General features: G+C 69.0%; 16 protein-coding genes. 7 read left to right on the top strand and 9 right to left on the bottom strand.

The window, feature by feature from the left end:
• The first annotated feature begins 18 nt into the window (after nt 1-18).
• Nucleotides 19-597, top strand: a complete 579-nt coding sequence (locus tag DKM19_RS28740; protein ID WP_089208204.1) for a ClpP family protease — start codon at nt 19-21, stop codon at nt 595-597.
• Nucleotides 598-1097: 500 nt separating this feature from the next.
• Here the strand turns inward: DKM19_RS28740 and DKM19_RS28735 are convergent, their stop codons facing one another.
• Complete coding sequence (locus tag DKM19_RS28735) at nt 1098-1835, bottom strand: DUF2470 domain-containing protein (protein ID WP_110699823.1); 738 nt, start codon at nt 1833-1835, stop codon at nt 1098-1100.
• An 87-nt stretch (nt 1836-1922) separates the two neighbouring features.
• On the opposite strand from DKM19_RS28735, the gene rpsD reads away from it, so the two are divergent.
• A complete protein-coding gene (rpsD, locus tag DKM19_RS28730; RefSeq protein ID WP_110699820.1) occupies nt 1923-2537 on the top strand; it encodes a 30S ribosomal protein S4 in 615 nt (204 codons plus the stop codon).
• Nucleotides 2538-2768: 231 nt separating this feature from the next.
• Here the strand turns inward: rpsD and DKM19_RS28725 are convergent, their stop codons facing one another.
• From DKM19_RS28725 to DKM19_RS28715, 3 genes are all read right to left on the bottom strand, one after another.
• Nucleotides 2769-3638: an ion transporter gene (locus tag DKM19_RS28725; protein WP_110706059.1), complete on the bottom strand. Its 870-nt coding sequence runs from the start codon at nt 3636-3638 to the stop codon at nt 2769-2771.
• Between the two features lie 349 nt (nt 3639-3987).
• Nucleotides 3988-4476 carry a nitroreductase family deazaflavin-dependent oxidoreductase gene (locus tag DKM19_RS28720; RefSeq protein ID WP_204358286.1) on the bottom strand — a complete coding sequence of 163 codons (489 nt, stop codon included), beginning with the start codon at nt 4474-4476 and terminating at the stop codon, nt 3988-3990.
• Between the two features lie 93 nt (nt 4477-4569).
• Nucleotides 4570-5238, bottom strand: a complete 669-nt coding sequence (locus tag DKM19_RS28715; RefSeq protein WP_110699816.1) for a TetR/AcrR family transcriptional regulator — start codon at nt 5236-5238, stop codon at nt 4570-4572.
• Between the two features lie 76 nt (nt 5239-5314).
• On the opposite strand from DKM19_RS28715, the gene DKM19_RS28710 reads away from it, so the two are divergent.
• The 3 genes from DKM19_RS28710 to DKM19_RS28700 are packed head-to-tail and all read left to right on the top strand — an operon-like array spanning nt 5315 to nt 7055.
• Nucleotides 5315-6118 carry an ABC transporter ATP-binding protein gene (locus tag DKM19_RS28710; protein ID WP_110699814.1) on the top strand — a complete coding sequence of 268 codons (804 nt, stop codon included), beginning with the start codon at nt 5315-5317 and terminating at the stop codon, nt 6116-6118.
• Nucleotides 6115-6315, top strand: a complete 201-nt coding sequence (locus DKM19_RS28705; RefSeq protein WP_110699812.1) for a hypothetical protein — start codon at nt 6115-6117, stop codon at nt 6313-6315. The genes DKM19_RS28710 and DKM19_RS28705 overlap by 4 nt, the downstream gene beginning before the upstream one ends.
• On the top strand, nt 6312-7055 hold the full coding sequence (locus tag DKM19_RS28700) for an ABC transporter permease (RefSeq protein ID WP_239513639.1): 744 nt from the start codon (nt 6312-6314) through the stop codon (nt 7053-7055). Before DKM19_RS28705 ends, DKM19_RS28700 begins: the two co-directional genes overlap by 4 nt.
• 224 nt (nt 7056-7279) lie before the next feature.
• Here DKM19_RS28700 and DKM19_RS28695 read toward each other — a convergent pair whose 3' ends face one another.
• Nucleotides 7280-8146 (bottom strand): hypothetical protein, encoded by an 867-nt coding sequence (locus DKM19_RS28695; RefSeq protein WP_110699810.1) that lies wholly within the window; start codon nt 8144-8146, stop codon nt 7280-7282.
• Nucleotides 8143-8691, bottom strand: a complete 549-nt coding sequence (locus DKM19_RS28690) for an RNA polymerase sigma factor (protein ID WP_110699808.1) — start codon at nt 8689-8691, stop codon at nt 8143-8145. The genes DKM19_RS28695 and DKM19_RS28690 overlap by 4 nt, the downstream gene beginning before the upstream one ends.
• Nucleotides 8692-8895: 204 nt before the next feature.
• On the opposite strand from DKM19_RS28690, the gene DKM19_RS28685 reads away from it, so the two are divergent.
• A complete protein-coding gene (locus tag DKM19_RS28685; protein WP_110699806.1) occupies nt 8896-9438 on the top strand; it encodes a carboxymuconolactone decarboxylase family protein in 543 nt (180 codons plus the stop codon).
• A 167-nt stretch (nt 9439-9605) separates the two neighbouring features.
• On the opposite strand, the gene DKM19_RS28680 is transcribed toward DKM19_RS28685, so the two are convergent.
• Both DKM19_RS28680 and DKM19_RS28675 read right to left on the bottom strand, forming a co-directional pair.
• Nucleotides 9606-9848: a hypothetical protein gene (locus DKM19_RS28680; protein ID WP_110699804.1), complete on the bottom strand. Its 243-nt coding sequence runs from the start codon at nt 9846-9848 to the stop codon at nt 9606-9608.
• Nucleotides 9849-9857: 9 nt separating this feature from the next.
• Nucleotides 9858-11210 carry a S8 family serine peptidase gene (locus tag DKM19_RS28675; protein WP_110699802.1) on the bottom strand — a complete coding sequence of 451 codons (1353 nt, stop codon included), beginning with the start codon at nt 11208-11210 and terminating at the stop codon, nt 9858-9860.
• 171 nt (nt 11211-11381) lie between these two features.
• Here DKM19_RS28675 and DKM19_RS28670 point away from each other — a divergent pair, with 171 nt between their 5' ends.
• A complete protein-coding gene (locus DKM19_RS28670) occupies nt 11382-13430 on the top strand; it encodes a spermidine synthase (RefSeq protein ID WP_110706057.1) in 2049 nt (682 codons plus the stop codon).
• A gap of 324 nt (nt 13431-13754) precedes the next feature.
• Here DKM19_RS28670 and DKM19_RS28665 read toward each other — a convergent pair whose 3' ends face one another.
• Entirely contained in the window at nt 13755-15539 is a 1785-nt protein-coding gene (locus DKM19_RS28665) for an LCP family protein (protein ID WP_239513638.1), read from the bottom strand.
• Between the last annotated feature and the right edge of the window lie 351 nt (nt 15540-15890).

The following is a 15890-nucleotide window of genomic DNA, read 5'->3' as shown; positions in this document are numbered from 1 at the left end:
TTCGGGGTAGGTGAAAAGATGACCTCACCACAGTTCGTGCCTGAGGATCAGCTTTACCAGCGGCTCTTGCGCAAGCGGATCGTCGTGCTCGGCAGCGAGGTGAACGACGAGGTCGCCAACCGGATCTGCGCGGAGCTTCTGCTTCTCTCCGCAGACGACGACGAGCGTGATGTCTGGCTCTACATCAACTCGCCCGGCGGCTCGGTGACGGCCGGGATGGCGATCTACGACATGATGCAGTTCATCCCCAATGACGTCGCCACCGTGGGTATGGGCATCGCGGGCTCGATGGGGCAGTTCCTGCTCTGCGCCGGTGCGCCCAACAAGCGATACATCCTGCCGCACGCCAGGGTCATCATGCACCAGCCCTCGGGCGGCCTCGGCGGTACGGCCAGCGACATCGCGATCCAGGCCGAGCAGATGCTCTACACCAAGCAGATGATGCGTGAGCGGATCGCCTTCCACACCGGTCAGCCGCTGGAGCGGATCGAGGAAGACTGGGACCGCGACCGCTGGTTCACGGCCACCGAGGCGAAGGACTACGGCCTCGTCGACGAGGTCATCCAGAACACCAACGAGGTGGCGTCACACGTTTAGCGGTTCTCCGTTCCCAGGAGAGCCCCGCGCCCAACGCGGCACATGCCGAACCGGTGCGGAGTTTTCCCGGGAGCCACGGGGAAGTTCGTCGCGCAGCATGGGGGCGACGCGGACAAGGGCGTGGCGGGCCGTCTCCCCCGGGGAGGGAGCGGCGCGTCACGCCTGTCTGTTGCGGGCGCGGCGGGGGGTGACCGCCTGGGACGGCTCCTTCATGTGGGACGGCCTCTTAACCGTGGCCGGGGATACCAAGGGACGGGTCCCTCTCGCGGGATGATTTCTCCAACGGTGGCCGGGGGTGCTGAGGGCAGTTCCCTCGGCGGCAGGATGAGGCCGTGGGGGGCGGGACGGCTCTCTCGCACGGGACGTTTTCCAACGGTGGCAGGGGGGTGCTGAGGGCGGTTCCTCCGGCGGTGGCCGGATGAAACCATGCGGGGCGCGGGACGTCTCCCTTACGCGGGACGGTTCATCCGGTGGCCGGGGGCGTTGGAGGACGTGCCCCTTCAGTGGTGGCAGAGCAGGCACCGTACGGCGTGTTCGAGGGACCGGGCGTCGGTGATCGGGGCGGGCCAGGGGAGCCGGATCAGAGTCGGGTCGTCGATGCCGGAGCGGACGGTCGCGCCGAAACGGTCGAGCTCCCAGAGCCACGCCTCGGCGACCGGGGCGGCGAGCAGGGAGCCCAGGGCTGTCTCCAACTGGCCGCGGTGGGCGTTGTTGACGTGGTGAAGCATGCGCTCGGCCTCGCCCCACAGGGGATCGGGGGTGGCGTCGAGGTATTCCTCGGCGTCCAGCACGCCTGACTCCGGTCCCGTGAGATAGATCACCCGGCCGACGTCGACGCGGAGCAGCCGGGGACCGGTGGCGGTCTCCAAGGTCTCCAGCGCTTCGAACAGCGCCTCATCCGGGCAGCGCTCGGCGATCGCCACCGTTGTCTCCCTCGCCTCGTCCGCCGGTACGGCCTGCACCCAGCCCTGCACCTTGAGCAGGCCACGCGAGAGCTCGTGATCCCCGAGGGAACGGCTCGCCGTCAGGTCCACGGTCACCACCGACTCATCCGAAATGCCGTAGAGCGGGTCTTCCGGCAGGACGAGGAGCACCGGACGGCCCGCGCCGTCCACCCCGCCCTTGGCGGGCATCGCGGGCCGGGACGTGCCGACGAGAGACACGTGGGTGGGAGCGGCGGTGGCGGCGAGCGTGCGGACCCGCTCGGGGGTAGGCGCGGCGGTGACGGGATGCGGCATGGACCGGCTCTCCTTGAGGTCGTGGAGTTCCTATGTATAAGGTTAGGCTTGCCTCACTAAGGTGAACCTAACCATAAAGGAGTGACTGTGCGCTACACCGGACCCAAGGTGCGGTTGTCCCGCCGAGCAGGCGTCGCGTTGACCCGCAAGGCCGTCCGCCACTTCGAGGAGCGGCCCTACCCGCCGGGTGAGCACGGTCGCAAGACGAACCGGAGGCAGACAGGCGACTACGGGTTGCGGCTGATGGAGAAGCAGAAGCTGCGCTGGTACTACGACGTCTCCGAGCGGCAGATGCGCCGTTACTGGGACATGGCGCTGCGCAGCACCGGCCGTTCTGGAGCCGAACTGGTGGTGCTGCTGGAGACGCGTCTCGCCTCACTCGTCCTGCGGTCCGGTCTTGCGACGTCCATCTACGCGGCCCGCCAGTTCGTCACGCACGGTCACATCACCGTGGACGGCCGCAAGGTCAACATCCCCAGCTATCTGGTCAAGCCCGGTCAGGTCATCGCGGTCCGGGAGAAGTCACGCGGCATGCAGCCGTTCGTCGCCGCGGCCGAGGGTCTCTACGCGGACGACCGGGTCGCGTCCTACCTGGACGTCAACCACGCCGAACTCCGGTTCACCATGCTCGCCCGTCCACTGCGCGAGCAGATCGTGGTCCCGGTGGACGAGCAGCTCGTGGTGGAGTTCTACTCCCGCTGATCCGGAGCGCCGGCCCGCTGCCCACCCGGGCGGCGGGCCCACTCCGCGGAGACCCTATCGGAGACGAGACCCATCGGACAGACCTGTCCGAGCTGAGGCCTCGCCGTGGCCCAGGGGCCCATCAGAGCCGAGGTCCCATCAGGGCGAAGGCCTCCGCTGGAGCAGCCTCTGCCGGATCGCGCGCCGGAATCCTCGCTTACCCCGGCCTGGAGGCCTGCCCCGGAGAGCGTGTCAGCGGGGTCGTTTCTGCCGGGGCCGTTCGCGGTTGGATCGGGTCGCCGGCAGCGACGAGCCGTTCAGGTGCTGATCGCTGTCGCCGGACGTCGTGGAGACCTTTTCCCGCAGCTCGCGCATCTCCGCCCTGAGCTCTGCCAGCTCCGTGAGCACCGCCACCCCGAGATCCTGGGTCGCCTTCACGGACTCCTCCGCGTGCTCCTCCTCCATGGCGCTGACCACCACCGCGATGAAAAGGTTCAGCACCACGAAGGTGCACACCAGCATGAACACCACGAAGAACACCCAGGCGGACGGGTGCTGGGCCATCACCTCTCGGGTGATGTCGGACCACGCGTCCCCGGTCATCATCTGGAAAAGGGTGAACAGCGAGGTGGGCAGGTCCCCGAAATACTCCGGCGCGGTGAGGTGGTAGAGCTTCGTGCCCATCACCGCCGTGACGTAGAGCACCAGCCCGAGCAGCAACACGATCGAGGTCATCCCCGGCACCGCGACGAGCAGCGCGGTGACCACCTTGCGCAGGCTCGGCACCACCGAGATCAGCCGCAGCGCCCGCAGGATGCGCAGCGCCCGCAGTACCGAGAGCCCTTCCGCCATGGGCATCAGCGAGATCGCCACGATCGCGGTGTCGAACAGGCTCCACGGGTTCCGGAAGAACCGCCAGCCGTAGGCGTAGATCTTGACGCACAACTCGGCGACGAAGATGTAGAGCGCCAGGTGGTCGACGACCATGAGCGCCGTGCCGTAGTTCTCGACAGCGGTGGCGGAGGTCTCCAGGCCCAGGGTCGCCGAGTTGATCACGATGACCGCAATGATGAGTTGCTGGAAACGTGAGGTCTCGAGGGCGGCACGAACGCGTTCGCGCACCGGCACGAAGACTCCCGGGGGTCGGAGGGCCGAGTACAGGTGAAGATCATAACGGATGACCGAAATGCCGGGGATCGCCTCGGTGCTACCGGGCGGGCCGGAACGCTCCGGTCATCGTCGACGCCCCAAGTCCGGCCGGAGGAGAAACGCTGAACCCTCTCACCCGGTTGCGGTCACGGTTGAGGGAAGAGCCGGAGGACCCACGGGTCACGGCTGGGGAAGAAGCGCTGAAGTTCCTTGCCCGGTCGTGGGAGGGCTGGAGGACCCACGGGTCACGGTCGTGGGAGGGCTGGAGGACCCACAGGGCACGGCCAGGGGAGAAGTGTCGGATCTTCTCACCCGGTTGCGGTCACGGCCGGGGGGAGAGCCGGAAGACGCGCAGGTCGTGGCCGGATTTTTGTGTGTAGCGGTTGTAGACCGGCCAGGCCTGGAGCAGGCGCGCCCAGGCCTCGGCCCGCTCCTCCCCGGCCAGCAGGCGGCCTGTGACGGGAAACTCCCGGCCGTGGAAGCTCATCGTGGCGGCCGGGGTTTTGAGCAGGTTGCCGCTCCAGGCGGGATGGTGCGCGCGGCCGAGGTTGGAGCCCACGATCAGGAAGCCGCCGTCGTCCTCGGGCAGGCAGGCGAGCGGGGCGACGCGGGGCTCACCGCTCCTGCTGCCGGTCGTGGTGAGAACGAGCGTGGGGATCACCTGGTCGCTCGGCAGGAGCCTGCCCCTGGTCAGACGGTGCACGGCCAGGTCCATCCGGGGCACGGTCTTCAGCCCGATCCTGGCGAAGGCGTCGGTCGCCGCCAGCCACTGGACGAACGGCCTGAGCATCCCGAGGGGGCGTCGACCCACAACGATCTCGCAATCCCGTGCGGTCCCGATCCGAGATCCCGTGCACTCCTGATCCGGCTTCCGCCCTCACGATAAAATCCAGCAAGCGCTGGGTCAATTCCCCGATCCGGTGACCTGGGAGGCGCTCTCCCGGCGGACACCGTAGTCGCCGATGCCCGACTCCAGCAGGTCGAAGGCCTGATGGGCCCGGTGTCTCAGATCCGGAGCGATGGCGTCGACCGCCTCGCCCGCGAGCATGCGCTGCACGGCATACGACGTCAGCCTGCGAAGCACCGCGCAGATCTGGGCGGCGACGAACGCGGGAGCGAGGTCGTCGGGATCGGCGTCGATCTCGTCGGCGAGCGTTCCGGCCAGGGACTGCTCCCTTGCCTCGTCCATCTCCCGCAGCCGGGCGTTGAGCGATGGGCTCGCGCTGAGCATGCGGTGGAAGGTGTCGCTCCCCTCGTGGAAGCCGTACCTGTGGTGGCGGGTGTCGAGCGCGTCCAGGAAGTCTCGGCGCAGCGCTTCGAGCGCGCTCTCTCCGGGCTTCCGTTCTCGCACGACCTTGCCGGGCAGGGACTCCACCTCCTCCTGCCGGTCGAAGAGCAGGTCCTCCTTGGTCGGGAAGTAGTTGAAGACCGTGTTGACCGACACGTCGGCGGCCCTGGCGACCTCGGCCACGGTCACGTTGTCGAAGCCTCGCATCAGGAACAGCCCCGTCGCGATGTCGGAGATGCGCTCCCTGGTCTCCCGCTTCTTGCGCTCGCGCAGGCCCTCGCTCATGGGCTCATTCTATGGTGCCGAGTAAATTTTGGACTGACACCAAAATTGGTGTTACTTTAAAAATGGAGGCGATCAAGTGATCAAGACATCAGGTTTGAGCAAGACCTTTCCCGGCGGCGTCGAGGCCGTCCGGGGCGTGGATCTGGCCGCGGAGGCCGGAGAGATCGTGGGATTCCTCGGCCCGAACGGAGCCGGAAAGACGACCACCATGCGCATGCTGACCACCCTGCTCCGCCCTACGGGAGGCACCGCCACCGTCGCCGGGCACGACCTGCTCGCCGACCCGCGGAGCGTGCGGCGGCGCATCGGCTACGTGTCCCAGGGCGGAGGGATCAACCCGGCGACCCCCGTGGGGGAGGAGCTCGAACTCCACGCCATGCTGTACGGCATGCACCCGGCGCGGGTCCGCGAGCGGGTCCGCGAGGTGCTCGACCTGCTCGGCCTCGCGGGTCTGGAGACCCGGCCCGGCGGTGCGCTCTCCGGCGGCCAGCGCCGCCGCTTCGACCTCGCCTTCGGCCTGGTCCACGGGCCGTCCCTGCTCTTTCTCGACGAGCCCACCACGGGACTGGACCCGCAGAGCCGGGCCGACCTCTGGGACCACATCAGGAGCCTGCGCCAGGAGCACGGTCTCACGGTCTTCCTGACCACCCACTATCTCGACGAGGCGGACGCGCTCGCCGACCGCCTGTTCATCATCGACCACGGAGTGATCGTCGCCGAGGGCACTCCGGCCCAGCTCAAGGGCACGGGCACCCTCGACGACGTCTTCCTGTCGATCACCGGCCGCTCCCTGAGGGACGACCCGGCCGGCGAACCCCAGACGGCCGGCGGAGCGGCGGACGAGCGGCGAGCCGCCCGTGCGGCGGGTGAGCGGCGATGAGCGACCCGACGAGCAGGGACGGGCTCACCATGGTGAGCGACCCGACGAGCTGGAGCGGGCTCACCATGGTGAGCGACCCGATGAACAGGAGTGGGCTCACCATGATGAGCGACCCGACGAGCTGGAGCGGGCTTGGCATGGTGGACGGAGCGGTCAGCGAAGTACGCGTCGCCCGCGTGGCGAATGAAGAGGGATGAACGAACCGATGGACATCGTCCGTGACACCTGGCTCATCTTCCGGCACAACACCAGGATCTCCCTGCGGCAACGAGCCGGAATCATCTTCGGCGTGCTCCAGCCCATGCTGTACCTGATCCTGTTCGGCCCGCTGTTCGCCACGATCGGCACCTGGGAGACGCTGGTCCCCGGCCTGCTGATCCAGGTGGGCCTGCTCAGCGCGGGCCTGGCCGGGTTCGGCATCGTCTTCGACGCCCGTTCCGGTGTGCTGGAGAGGCTTCGGGTCACCCCGGCCCACCGTGTCTCCCTGTTGCTCGGCCGGGTGCTGAGCAGCTCCCTCACACTGCTGATCCAGTCGGTCATGCTGATCGTCATGGGCTATGCCTTCGGCATGCGCGCCTGGTTTCCCGGGGTGCTGGCCGGGCTCGTCCTCATGACGCTGCTCGGGGTCAGCCTGGCCGCGCTGTCCAACGCGATCGCGCTCACCATGAACCCGGATCTGTTCGCACCGATCATGAGCACGGCGATCGTCCCGCTGCTCCTGCTGTCGGGCGCGTTCCTGCCGATGTCCATGGCTCCCGGCTGGCTGGACGCGCTGTCGCGGGCGACCCCGTTCCGCTACGTCCTCGAGGCCATCCGCGAGCTGTTCGACGGGCGCTACGCGACCGGGACCGTGGCCGTGGGGGTCGCCGTGACCCTGGTCCTCTCGGGGATCTGCGTCGCCGTGGGGACCCGGGTCTTCAACCGCGAGAACGCCTGACCTTTCGTCGCGCGCCCGTCAGGCTGAAATCAACCTGAGAGATGCGCAGACGTTCCTTGGCGGCGGTAGCCGGGTGTCCGGCCGAAAGCCCTCCCCACTGACCGGCCAGGGACCGAGGTGCGGGTGAGCGGTCGTTCGCGCGAACGACCGCTCACCCGCACCGGGCTCAATCCGCTCCTTCGGAACGTCAGGTCCGCGCATGCGTATCGATCAGACCGGATCAGTCAGAATCCGGGCGGCGGGGTCGCGTCCGGGCCTGGCACGACGTGCAGGGTGATCACGCCGTCGTTGTAGGTTTCAGCCGATGCCACCGCCCAGCTGGGATCGACGCGGGAAGCGGGCACGTTCTCCTCGCTCTGGAAGCCTCGCTCTCCACTCCTCAGCGGCCAGTCGAGCTCGTAGGCCACCTTCAGGTCGTGTTCGCGCACGACGCGGGTCGCCTCGCCTGCGGATCGGCCCTGGAGCGTCACTCCGGCCAGCGCCTCGCCCGGCCAGCTCGCGTCGGCGGGGTAGGCGTATTTCTCGCCGGGCTTCGCCGGGCGGCCCAGGCGTAACTGCGCGGGACCCTGGAGGTCGGCGGTGATGCGGAAGGCCGTCAGGCATCCTTCGACGCGCTCGGCGCAGTCGGACACGGTGACCGACGCCCGAGCACCGGAGCCGGCCTTGCCGAGGTCGACTCCGACGACGGGGGATCGCTGCCGCGGCGAGACGGGGATCAACTTCACCGTGATGTTTTCCAGGCCGACCTTGCGGAAGGCCTTCTCCAGCTCGGAAGGGTCGGGATCGCCGTCGGTGATGTAGAAGGCGTACCGGTCACCCTCGCGGTCGATCGTCACGGCCTGGCTGGCGTACACCTGCTCGGATGCCCCGAACAGGGACGGTCCGACAACGAGGACTCCCGTCAGGGCGGCGGTCGCGGCCACGCCGAGCAGGACGCGGCGAGGAGAGGGCATGCGTCGTCGCCGGGTCGGAACCTGCTCCAGCAGGACGATCTCCGCCAGCAGCGCGTCCGCCCCCGCGGTGGACGCCCGGCCGGCCAGGTCCTCGTCCAGCACCCTCGCCCGGTTCCTCAAGATCTGGTCGTTGTTCACCGTGACTCCCTCTCGATGAGCGGCCGTGCCTCGAGACGGACCGATGGGCGGATCTTCGCCAGGGCCCTGGCGAAGCGCTTGCGGGCCCGGTGAAGGCGGATGCGGGCGGCGTTGCGTGAGCAGCCCAGCACCTCGGCGATCTGTCCGGGATCGAGCTCCTCCCAGACGGCCAGGGCCAGCAGTTCGCGATCGTCGCCGGAGAGCGTGTCCATGGCCTGGCCCACCTCGTCGGGCCCACTCTGAGGGGAGGGCGGAGGGTAGAGGAGCTCGGCCTCGGCCGTGAGCTCGGCGTGCCGGGTGGTTCTGCGCCGCTCGCCACGACGGTGGTTGGCCAGGACGCGCCGGGCCACGCCGTACAACCAGAGCCTGCCGGCCTCGCCATGAGGAAGCTCGTCCATCCGCCGCCAGGCGATCACGTAGGTCTCGGCCACGACGTCGGCCGCGTCCTCGGGAGAGGAACACCGACGCATGGCGTAACCGAGGATCTGCTCGTACGTTCGCCGGTACACGGCCTCGAACCGGGACCGGTCGTCTGTTTCATCCACGCGTCATCCTTGTCAGGCCTTCCGAGCACTCCGGGGGTTTCGATTCATACGTGTCCGCGAGCGACGGCAGAATTTCAGGCCGGACGAGCCGGCTCGGTAACCGATCCGACCCTCTGTTGCGATTGCCTCCGGCAACCAAGGATGGGTGGATGCTCGGGACGAGCATGCGATCAATAGCTACCGATCCCCTGGAAGGGTGATGTCATGGCACATATCGAGCTTGGGGTGGATGAGCGTCTGTTTCCCGGTATCGCCGGTCTCCTGATGTTCCGGCCGGAGACGGCCAAGCCGCTCAACGAGTTGGCGGAGGCTCTGCTGCGCGGGCCTCATTCGCCGGCACCGGGAGAGCGGGAGTTGATCGCCGCGTACGTGTCGGGTCTGAACGAGTGCACGTTCTGCTGCGCGTCGCATTCGGCTTCCGCCGCGGCGCAGCTCGACGAGGGCATGAGCCTGGTCGATCAGGTACGCGCGGATCTGGACTCCGCGCCGATCTCCGCGAAGCTGCGCGCCCTGCTGCGTATCGCCGGCGCGGTGCGGGACGACGGACGCAAGGTCACCACAGAAATGGTCGCGGCCGCGCGTGCGGAGGGGGCCACCGATCTGGAAATCCACGACACCGTGCTGATCGCGGCGGCGTTCTGCATGTACAACCGGTATGTCGACGGGCTCGGCACGCTGGCACCCGACGGCCCCGAGCCGTACGCGAAAAGGGCCAGGCACATCGTCGAACACGGCTACGGCGGTTGACAGGCACTACGCGACCGGGGCGGCGCTTTTTCCTCCTCTTCGTCCGGGACATCGAACTGTTCCCGGAGGCTGCCGCATCACGGGACCGCTCGCCTCGCGGAAAAGCCGGGCACGGACGGCCCGTGTCACCGGGGTCCGTCCTCGACGGGCGAGCCCCGGTGACACTCTCAGCTCGGCGGGCCGTACGGCTCGATCCTGGGGTCGGAGTGGGGGCCCTCGCCCGCCGCGGGATCGATGCGGCGGGCGGCGGCCTCGCTCACGCGTAAGCCGTACAGACTCCGGTCGGGGTCGACGCGGTCGATGAGCACCAGGCCGTAGCCGGTGTCGACGTCCTTCTCCGTCAGCCCCAGGTGGCTGACGGCCTGCGCGAGCGTCGCCCCGGGCGGGAGTCTTACGGTGACAAGAAGCATGATTTCACGCTACGCGCGAGCCGCGCGCCGCAACGAGTCGATCATTCCCAGGGGGTCGGCGATCCCGTAGCCGTAGTCGTAGTCGAACCCGACGTCGCTGCGGTCGTCGGCGGTACGGCGGAGCAGGGTGCGGAGCTGGGCGGGAGAGAGGCGGGAGGAGGGCCACAGGGTGCGGATGGCGGCGACGAGGCCGGCGGCGACCGGGCAGGCGGCGGAGGTGCCCGAGTCGGGCTCGCCGTCGCCGAAGGCCTTCGAGCCGGAGAAGTGGGTGTAGGAGCAGATGTCCGGCTTGTTGGCGGTGAGACGGCCGGGGCCCTGGGAGGAGTAGCCGACTCGCTTGCCGAGCGTGTCCACGCCGCCGACGGACAGGACGCCGGGGTGGGAGTTGGCGCCCCCGATCGGGCGCTCGGGGTAGGCGCACCGGCCGTCCTTGCAGTCGCGTCCGCAGTTTCCGGCGGCGAACAGCACGTCGGCTCCCGCCTGGTCCAGGCTGGACACGATCAGGTTGAACGGGTGGGCCAGGCTGTCGGAGTAGTTGCCGGTATGGCCGACGGGGAAGTCCCAGCGCGGGGAGAAGGAGCCCCAGCTGTTGCTGATCACCAGGGAGCGCGACTCCAGGGGCTGGTCCTCAAGGACGGTGCGCAGGTGGGCGAGTGCCGCCACCGCGTCGGACAGCAGTCCGTCCAGGGCCGATCCGCCCGGGCGCTCGGAGAGCAGCACGGGGATGTCGATCAGCGTCGCCCGGGGGGCGGCGATGAGCGTGTCGAACGCGCACATCGTGCCGTGGTCCACTTTGAATGTGCCGGCCGTGCCGCTCACTCCGCCGGGGTTCCAGCTGCGGCCCGAGTCCAGGATCACGTCCCGGCCGAGGTGCTCGGCGACGTGTGCGGCGTTGATGCCGGTGTCCAGCACCGCGAGCGCCACGCCGGACCCGTCCATGCCCTCGCCCGCGAGCTCGGCGACGTGCAGCAGCCGCTCCACGTCGCGCCAGTCGCCCACCGGGGCGTCACCGCCGCAGGTGAGGATCGGCTCGATCACCGGATCGGCGAACACCCCCACCACCTCGCGACGGCGGGTGGGAAGAAGGGTGAGCCGGGTGGACAGTTCGTCGTCGGAGATCTCCCCGCGGACCAGGACCGTGGCCTGGTCGCCGGCGAAGGAGAACGTCAGCGGCTGGTGCAGCGAGAGGGGATCGCCTCCGGCGCCGGGCACGGGACGGGGCACGGCGACCGGGGTGAAGGAGGGGTCCAGCACGACGCCGGGAAGGGGAGAGGAGACGTCGGCCGTGGTCATGGTCACGGTGGGGTCGGCCACGGCCGCGACGACGTCCGGGGAGGGGCGGAGCTGGATCAGGACACGCATGACGCACCACCGGGATTCAGGGGGAACCAGTCCCCCTACGTTCCTTCATCGGCATTGATCATGTCCACCCGTCCATTTCACGTCTACCAGTGCTCATGTCCTTCAAACACGGCAAACCGCAGGCGTGAATTTCCTTCCCTGAGAAGGTGACGATCACTAGCGTTGTACGGCATGACCGCAGCGGCGGAGACGACGCCAACCCCACACCCCGATGTCCGGCCCACGCACTGGCTGAGCACCCGGCCAAGGCTGATCGTGGCCAGCGCCTTCATGCTCTTCCTGGAGCTGGCGCTGATCCGGTGGACCGGATCGAACATCGTTCACCTGAGCTATTTCACTAACTTCGTCCTGCTCGGCTCGTTCCTTGGCATCGGACTCGGTTTTCTTCGCGTGGGGCGCACTACGCGGCAGCCTTACTACTCGCCGATCGTGCTGGCCATCCTGGTGCCGATCATCCTGCTCTTCCCGGTCACCGTGGACCGGCAGGCCGAGGGCATCCTGTACTGGACGAGCCTGAGCACCAGTGGTCCGCCGGCCTGGCTGATCCTGCCCGTGATCTTCACGGCGGCGGCGATCGTGCTGATGGGCCCCGCGGAGCTGGTCGGGCGGTGCTTCCCCGAGCTGGAACGGCTGGAGGCCTACCGCTACGACCTGATCGGCAGCCTCACCGGCATCGGGCTGTTCACCGCGCTGTCGTTCCTCAGCGCGCCCCCCGTGGTGTGGGGAGCGATCGCCGCGATCGCCTACGCGGTGCTGCTCTGGCCCCGTACGGTCTGGGCGCGGGTGGCGCTGGCGGTGCCGGCGCTGGTCATCGTCGGGGCGCTCGGCATGGAGACGCTGACCGCGGGGGCGCTGTGGTCGCCCTACTACAAGGTGACCTACAAGAACTCCCTGTGGAACGGCGTGCCGCTGATGGACATCAGCGTCAACGGCATCCCGCACCAGCAGGCCACCCCGGCCAAGAGCAAGCTGGAGTGGGAGGGCCAGTACGGCCTGCCGTACGCGCGGTCGGCCTCGGGCAAGCTGGACGACGTGCTGATCGTGGGCGCGGGCAGCGGCACCGACGTGTCGATCGCGCTGTCCAAGGGCGCCAAGCGGGTGGACGCCGTGGAGATCGACCCCAAGCTGCTCGAACTCGGCCGCACCTACCACCCGGACAAGCCCTACGACGACCCGCGCGTCACCGCCCACGTCACCGACGGCCGGGCCTTCCTGGAACGCAACTCCGACAAGAAGTACGACCTGATCCTCTTCGCGCTGCCCGACTCGCTCACCCTGGTCTCCGGGGCGAGCTCGCTGCGCCTGGAGAGCTACCTGTTCACCCAGCAGGCGATGGAGGCGGCCAGGGACCACCTCAAGCCCGACGGCGTCTTCTCGATGTACAACTACTACCGCGAGAACTGGCTGGTGGACCGGCTCGGCTCCACCATGCAGGCGGCCTTCGGCCACAAGCCGTGCGTGGACGTCGTCAGCGAGGCCGGCCAGCAGGCCGTGATCACCGCCGGGCTCACCAACGAAACGCAGAGATGCGCCGCCGAGTGGGCGGGAGCGACCGCGGAGACCCCGCCGCCGACCGGTGACGACCGGCCCTTCCTCTACCTGAAGGACCGGACGATCCCGCAGATCTACATCATCACTCTCGGTCTGATCCTGATCGTGAGCATGCTCGCGGTCCGCGCGGTCGCCGGTCCGTACAGGCGCATGCGCCCCTACGCCGACCTCTTCCTGCTCGGCGTGGCGTTCCTGCTGCTGGAGACCAAGAACGTGACCGGGTTCGCGCTGCTGTTCGGCACCACCTGGGTGGTGAACGCGATCGTGTTCGGCGGGGTGCTGGTCGCCGTGCTCGCCGCGGTGGAGGTGACGCGCCGCTTCCGGGTCCCATCCCTGCCCGTGATGTACGGCGTGCTCCTCGGCGGCCTGGTGCTGGCCTGGCTGGTGCCCAACTCCTGGCTGCTGGGCCTGCCGCTGCCGGTGCGCGCGGTGGTCGCCGTGGTCGTGGCGTTCCTGCCGATCTTCGCGGCCAACGTGGTGTTCGCCAAGCGCTTCGCCGACTCGGAGAACGGCACGCTGGCCTTCGGCGCGAACCTGCTGGGCGCGATGGTCGGCGGCTGCCTGGAGTATCTGGCGCTCGTCGTCGGCTACCAGGCCCTGCTGATCGTGGCCGGCCTGATCTACCTCATGGCCTTCGCCCTGCTGCCCAGGACGGCCCGGATCGCCTGAGCACGGGCATCCGCTGAGCACGGGCATCCGCCGTCACGGGATCCCGCCGGCCCTTCGCCGGACTCGCCGCCGACCGTACGGTGAGTCCGGCCCTCCGCCGGCCGTACGGCGAGCGCCGGTGACGGGTCCGGAGCCCCGAAGAGCCCTGTGGCCCGCCCTCCTTTGAGCGCGGACACCTGCTGTCACCGGCTCCCGCGCCGGCTGTAGGGCGGGTGCCGGTGGCGGGCTCGGAACCCCGGTGAAAAACCTGTGGCCCGCACTCCTCGCGAGGAGTGCGGGCCACAGGACTTACGGGCGGTGGTGGGGAGAAGGCGTGGGGACGGGTCAGAACCCGCAGAGGTCGGTGAGGGACTGGGCGGCGGCCTTGCTGCCGTTCTGGGTGGGGGTCTGACTCGGCAGCGCCGTCGCGGTCCTGGTGGGCTTGGGGGCGGGCGTCACGCCGCTCGCGCCGGGGGAGGCCGTCACACCGGCGGCCTGGGGGCGGCGGACGGGCTGCCGCAGCGCCTTGGCGGTCGCGGTGCGGATCTTCTGCCAGTCGGCGGAGCCGGGCCAGAAGTCCGGCGGCACGAACTGGAGACTGGAGATCTTGGCGTCCTTGACCTTGAGGCCGAGTTCGACGAGGTGCGGCAGCAGTTCGCGGGGGATGTCGGTCCTGGCCTGCTTGGCCACACCCGCGATCTTGGTGAAGTTGGTGAGCACGACCTGGGGAGTGGCCTGCTGGGCGAAGGCGCCGATGACGCAGCGCTGGCGGCCCATCCGGGAGAAGTCGTCGCTGTCGACGCGGGAGCGGCCGTACCAGAGCGCCTCCTCGCCCGACAGCGTCCGGTAACCGGCCTTGATCGTGCCCGCGGTGCCGAAGTGGCCGCCCCACTTGACGTCGCTGTCCACCCGGATCTTCAGCCCGCCGATGGCGTCCACCAGGTGGGCGAAGCTGAACATGTTCACCAGGGCGTAGTAATCGATCTTGAGATTGAGCGTGTAGCCGATGGCGTCCATGAGGGCCTTGGGGCCTCGCTGCCCGGTCTTGCCCGGTACGACATCGGGGTGCTCCTCGGCGTACTGCCAGATCTCGTTGAGCAGGCCGCCGTTGGGCAGTTCCTTCATGTAGCCGTCGGGAAACTGCTTGCCGAGCGGGGTGCCGGGGGGAAAGCGGACGTGCTGCAGGTTGCGGGGGAGACTGAACAGGACCGTGTTGCCGGTTTTGGTCTGCACGCTGGCCACGGTCATGCTGTCGGTCCGCACGCCCTCCCTGTTGCCGGCGCCGTCGCCGCCGACGAGCAGGAAGTTCACCCGGTCGCGGCCGTTCCACGGGTCCTCGTCCTTGACCGGGGCCACCGCCGGGTTGTTCGTGGCGCTCAGGAAGATGCTGTTGGCCGCGTCCTTGATGGTCAGCACGGTGCTCGCGACCAGCGCGAACGGCGCCGTCACCGACACGCAGAGCACGCCCACCACGATGCCGGACACGATCTGGCCTCTGCCGCTCAGCCGGTTGGGCCGCAGGGAGATGTAGGACGAGAGCACCAGCAGGAACCAGCAGAGCGCGCCGACCGCGGCCAGGACCGTCCCGCCCAGGAGTGCGCCGTCCTGGGCGGCGAAGCCGGCGATGTCCGTGCCCATGACGAGCCCGCCGATCAGCGCGGTCAGCAGGAGCGCGCCGAAGATCCCGAGCAGGATGTAGCCGGTACGGCGATGGCCCGCGCGCAGGTGGGCGGCGCCCGGGAGGATCGCGGAGAGGGCGGTCCAGCCGACGAGTGCGGGGGTGGTCAGCGGTTTGGCGAACCGCATCCGCCCCTTGGGGGCGTGGCCGGAGGGCCGGGTCTCGGTCTCCCGCACCTGTTCGGGCTGTACGTCCGCCGGGTCCTGCGCGTGACGCCGTGCCGGCTCGGCCGACGGGTCCCCCGCGGCCCCCGGTGCCTGCTCGGGCCGTACGTCCTGCGGGTTCTGCGAATCCCGCGCGGGCTGCCGGCCCTGCCCGTCGGGCGGGTTCTGCCCGTCCTGCGGGGCTCGCGAACGAGGCGGGTCCTGCGGGTCCTGCGCGGACTGTCGGCTCTGCCCGTCCCGGGGGGCTCGCGGGAGGGCCGGGTCCTGCGCGTCGGCCGATCCTCGCACTTCAGATGGTCCCTGCGCGTCGGATGAGCCGTCCGTGCCGTCGGGATCCGGGCCGTGGCCCGCGCTGCGCCGCCGGGGGCGCCGTTTCCCACCTTCACTGGCGAGATCCCCCGAGTCTTGCCCAAGGCGCATCGTCACACCGCTTCCTACTACGTCTTATCCCGGTCCACCTGGCAAAACAGCCAAGGTTCCCTGATTCCACGGAATTGTCAGGATTCTAGCCCTCATACATGGACATGGAAGACAGATGACCAATTTGTGGTTAATGGCCCCTTACACTACGCGGTCGCCGAAGCATGGCCGGGGCGTCACCGGAGTCGGGTCCTGACGAGGGACGGGGCGCGGGAGGTG

Origin of the sequence: Streptosporangium sp. 'caverna', assembly GCF_003203775.1 — a bacterium.
GTDB lineage: Bacteria > Actinomycetota > Actinomycetes > Streptosporangiales > Streptosporangiaceae > Streptosporangium > Streptosporangium subroseum.
The sequence above is the reverse complement of the archived record's forward strand: the minus strand, read 5'-3'. Positions and strand labels throughout refer to the sequence as shown.

What these genes read in the sequence shown, in the direction of transcription:
- DKM19_RS28735 (WP_110699823.1), bottom strand. Translation starts at nt 1,835, where the DNA reads ATGCCGCATCCCGTCACCGCCGCGCCTACCCCCGAGCGGGTCCGCACG.
- DKM19_RS28740 (WP_089208204.1), top strand. Translation starts at nt 19, where the DNA reads ATGACCTCACCACAGTTCGTGCCTGAGGATCAGCTTTACCAGCGGCTC.
- DKM19_RS28705 (WP_110699812.1), top strand. Translation starts at nt 6,115, where the DNA reads ATGAGCGACCCGACGAGCAGGGACGGGCTCACCATGGTGAGCGACCCG.
- DKM19_RS28700 (WP_239513639.1), top strand. Translation starts at nt 6,312, where the DNA reads ATGAACGAACCGATGGACATCGTCCGTGACACCTGGCTCATCTTCCGG.
- DKM19_RS28680 (WP_110699804.1), bottom strand. Translation starts at nt 9,848, where the DNA reads ATGCTTCTTGTCACCGTAAGACTCCCGCCCGGGGCGACGCTCGCGCAG.
- DKM19_RS28670 (WP_110706057.1), top strand. Translation starts at nt 11,382, where the DNA reads ATGACCGCAGCGGCGGAGACGACGCCAACCCCACACCCCGATGTCCGG.
- DKM19_RS28685 (WP_110699806.1), top strand. Translation starts at nt 8,896, where the DNA reads ATGGCACATATCGAGCTTGGGGTGGATGAGCGTCTGTTTCCCGGTATC.
- DKM19_RS28675 (WP_110699802.1), bottom strand. Translation starts at nt 11,210, where the DNA reads ATGCGTGTCCTGATCCAGCTCCGCCCCTCCCCGGACGTCGTCGCGGCC.
- DKM19_RS28715 (WP_110699816.1), bottom strand. Translation starts at nt 5,238, where the DNA reads ATGAGCGAGGGCCTGCGCGAGCGCAAGAAGCGGGAGACCAGGGAGCGC.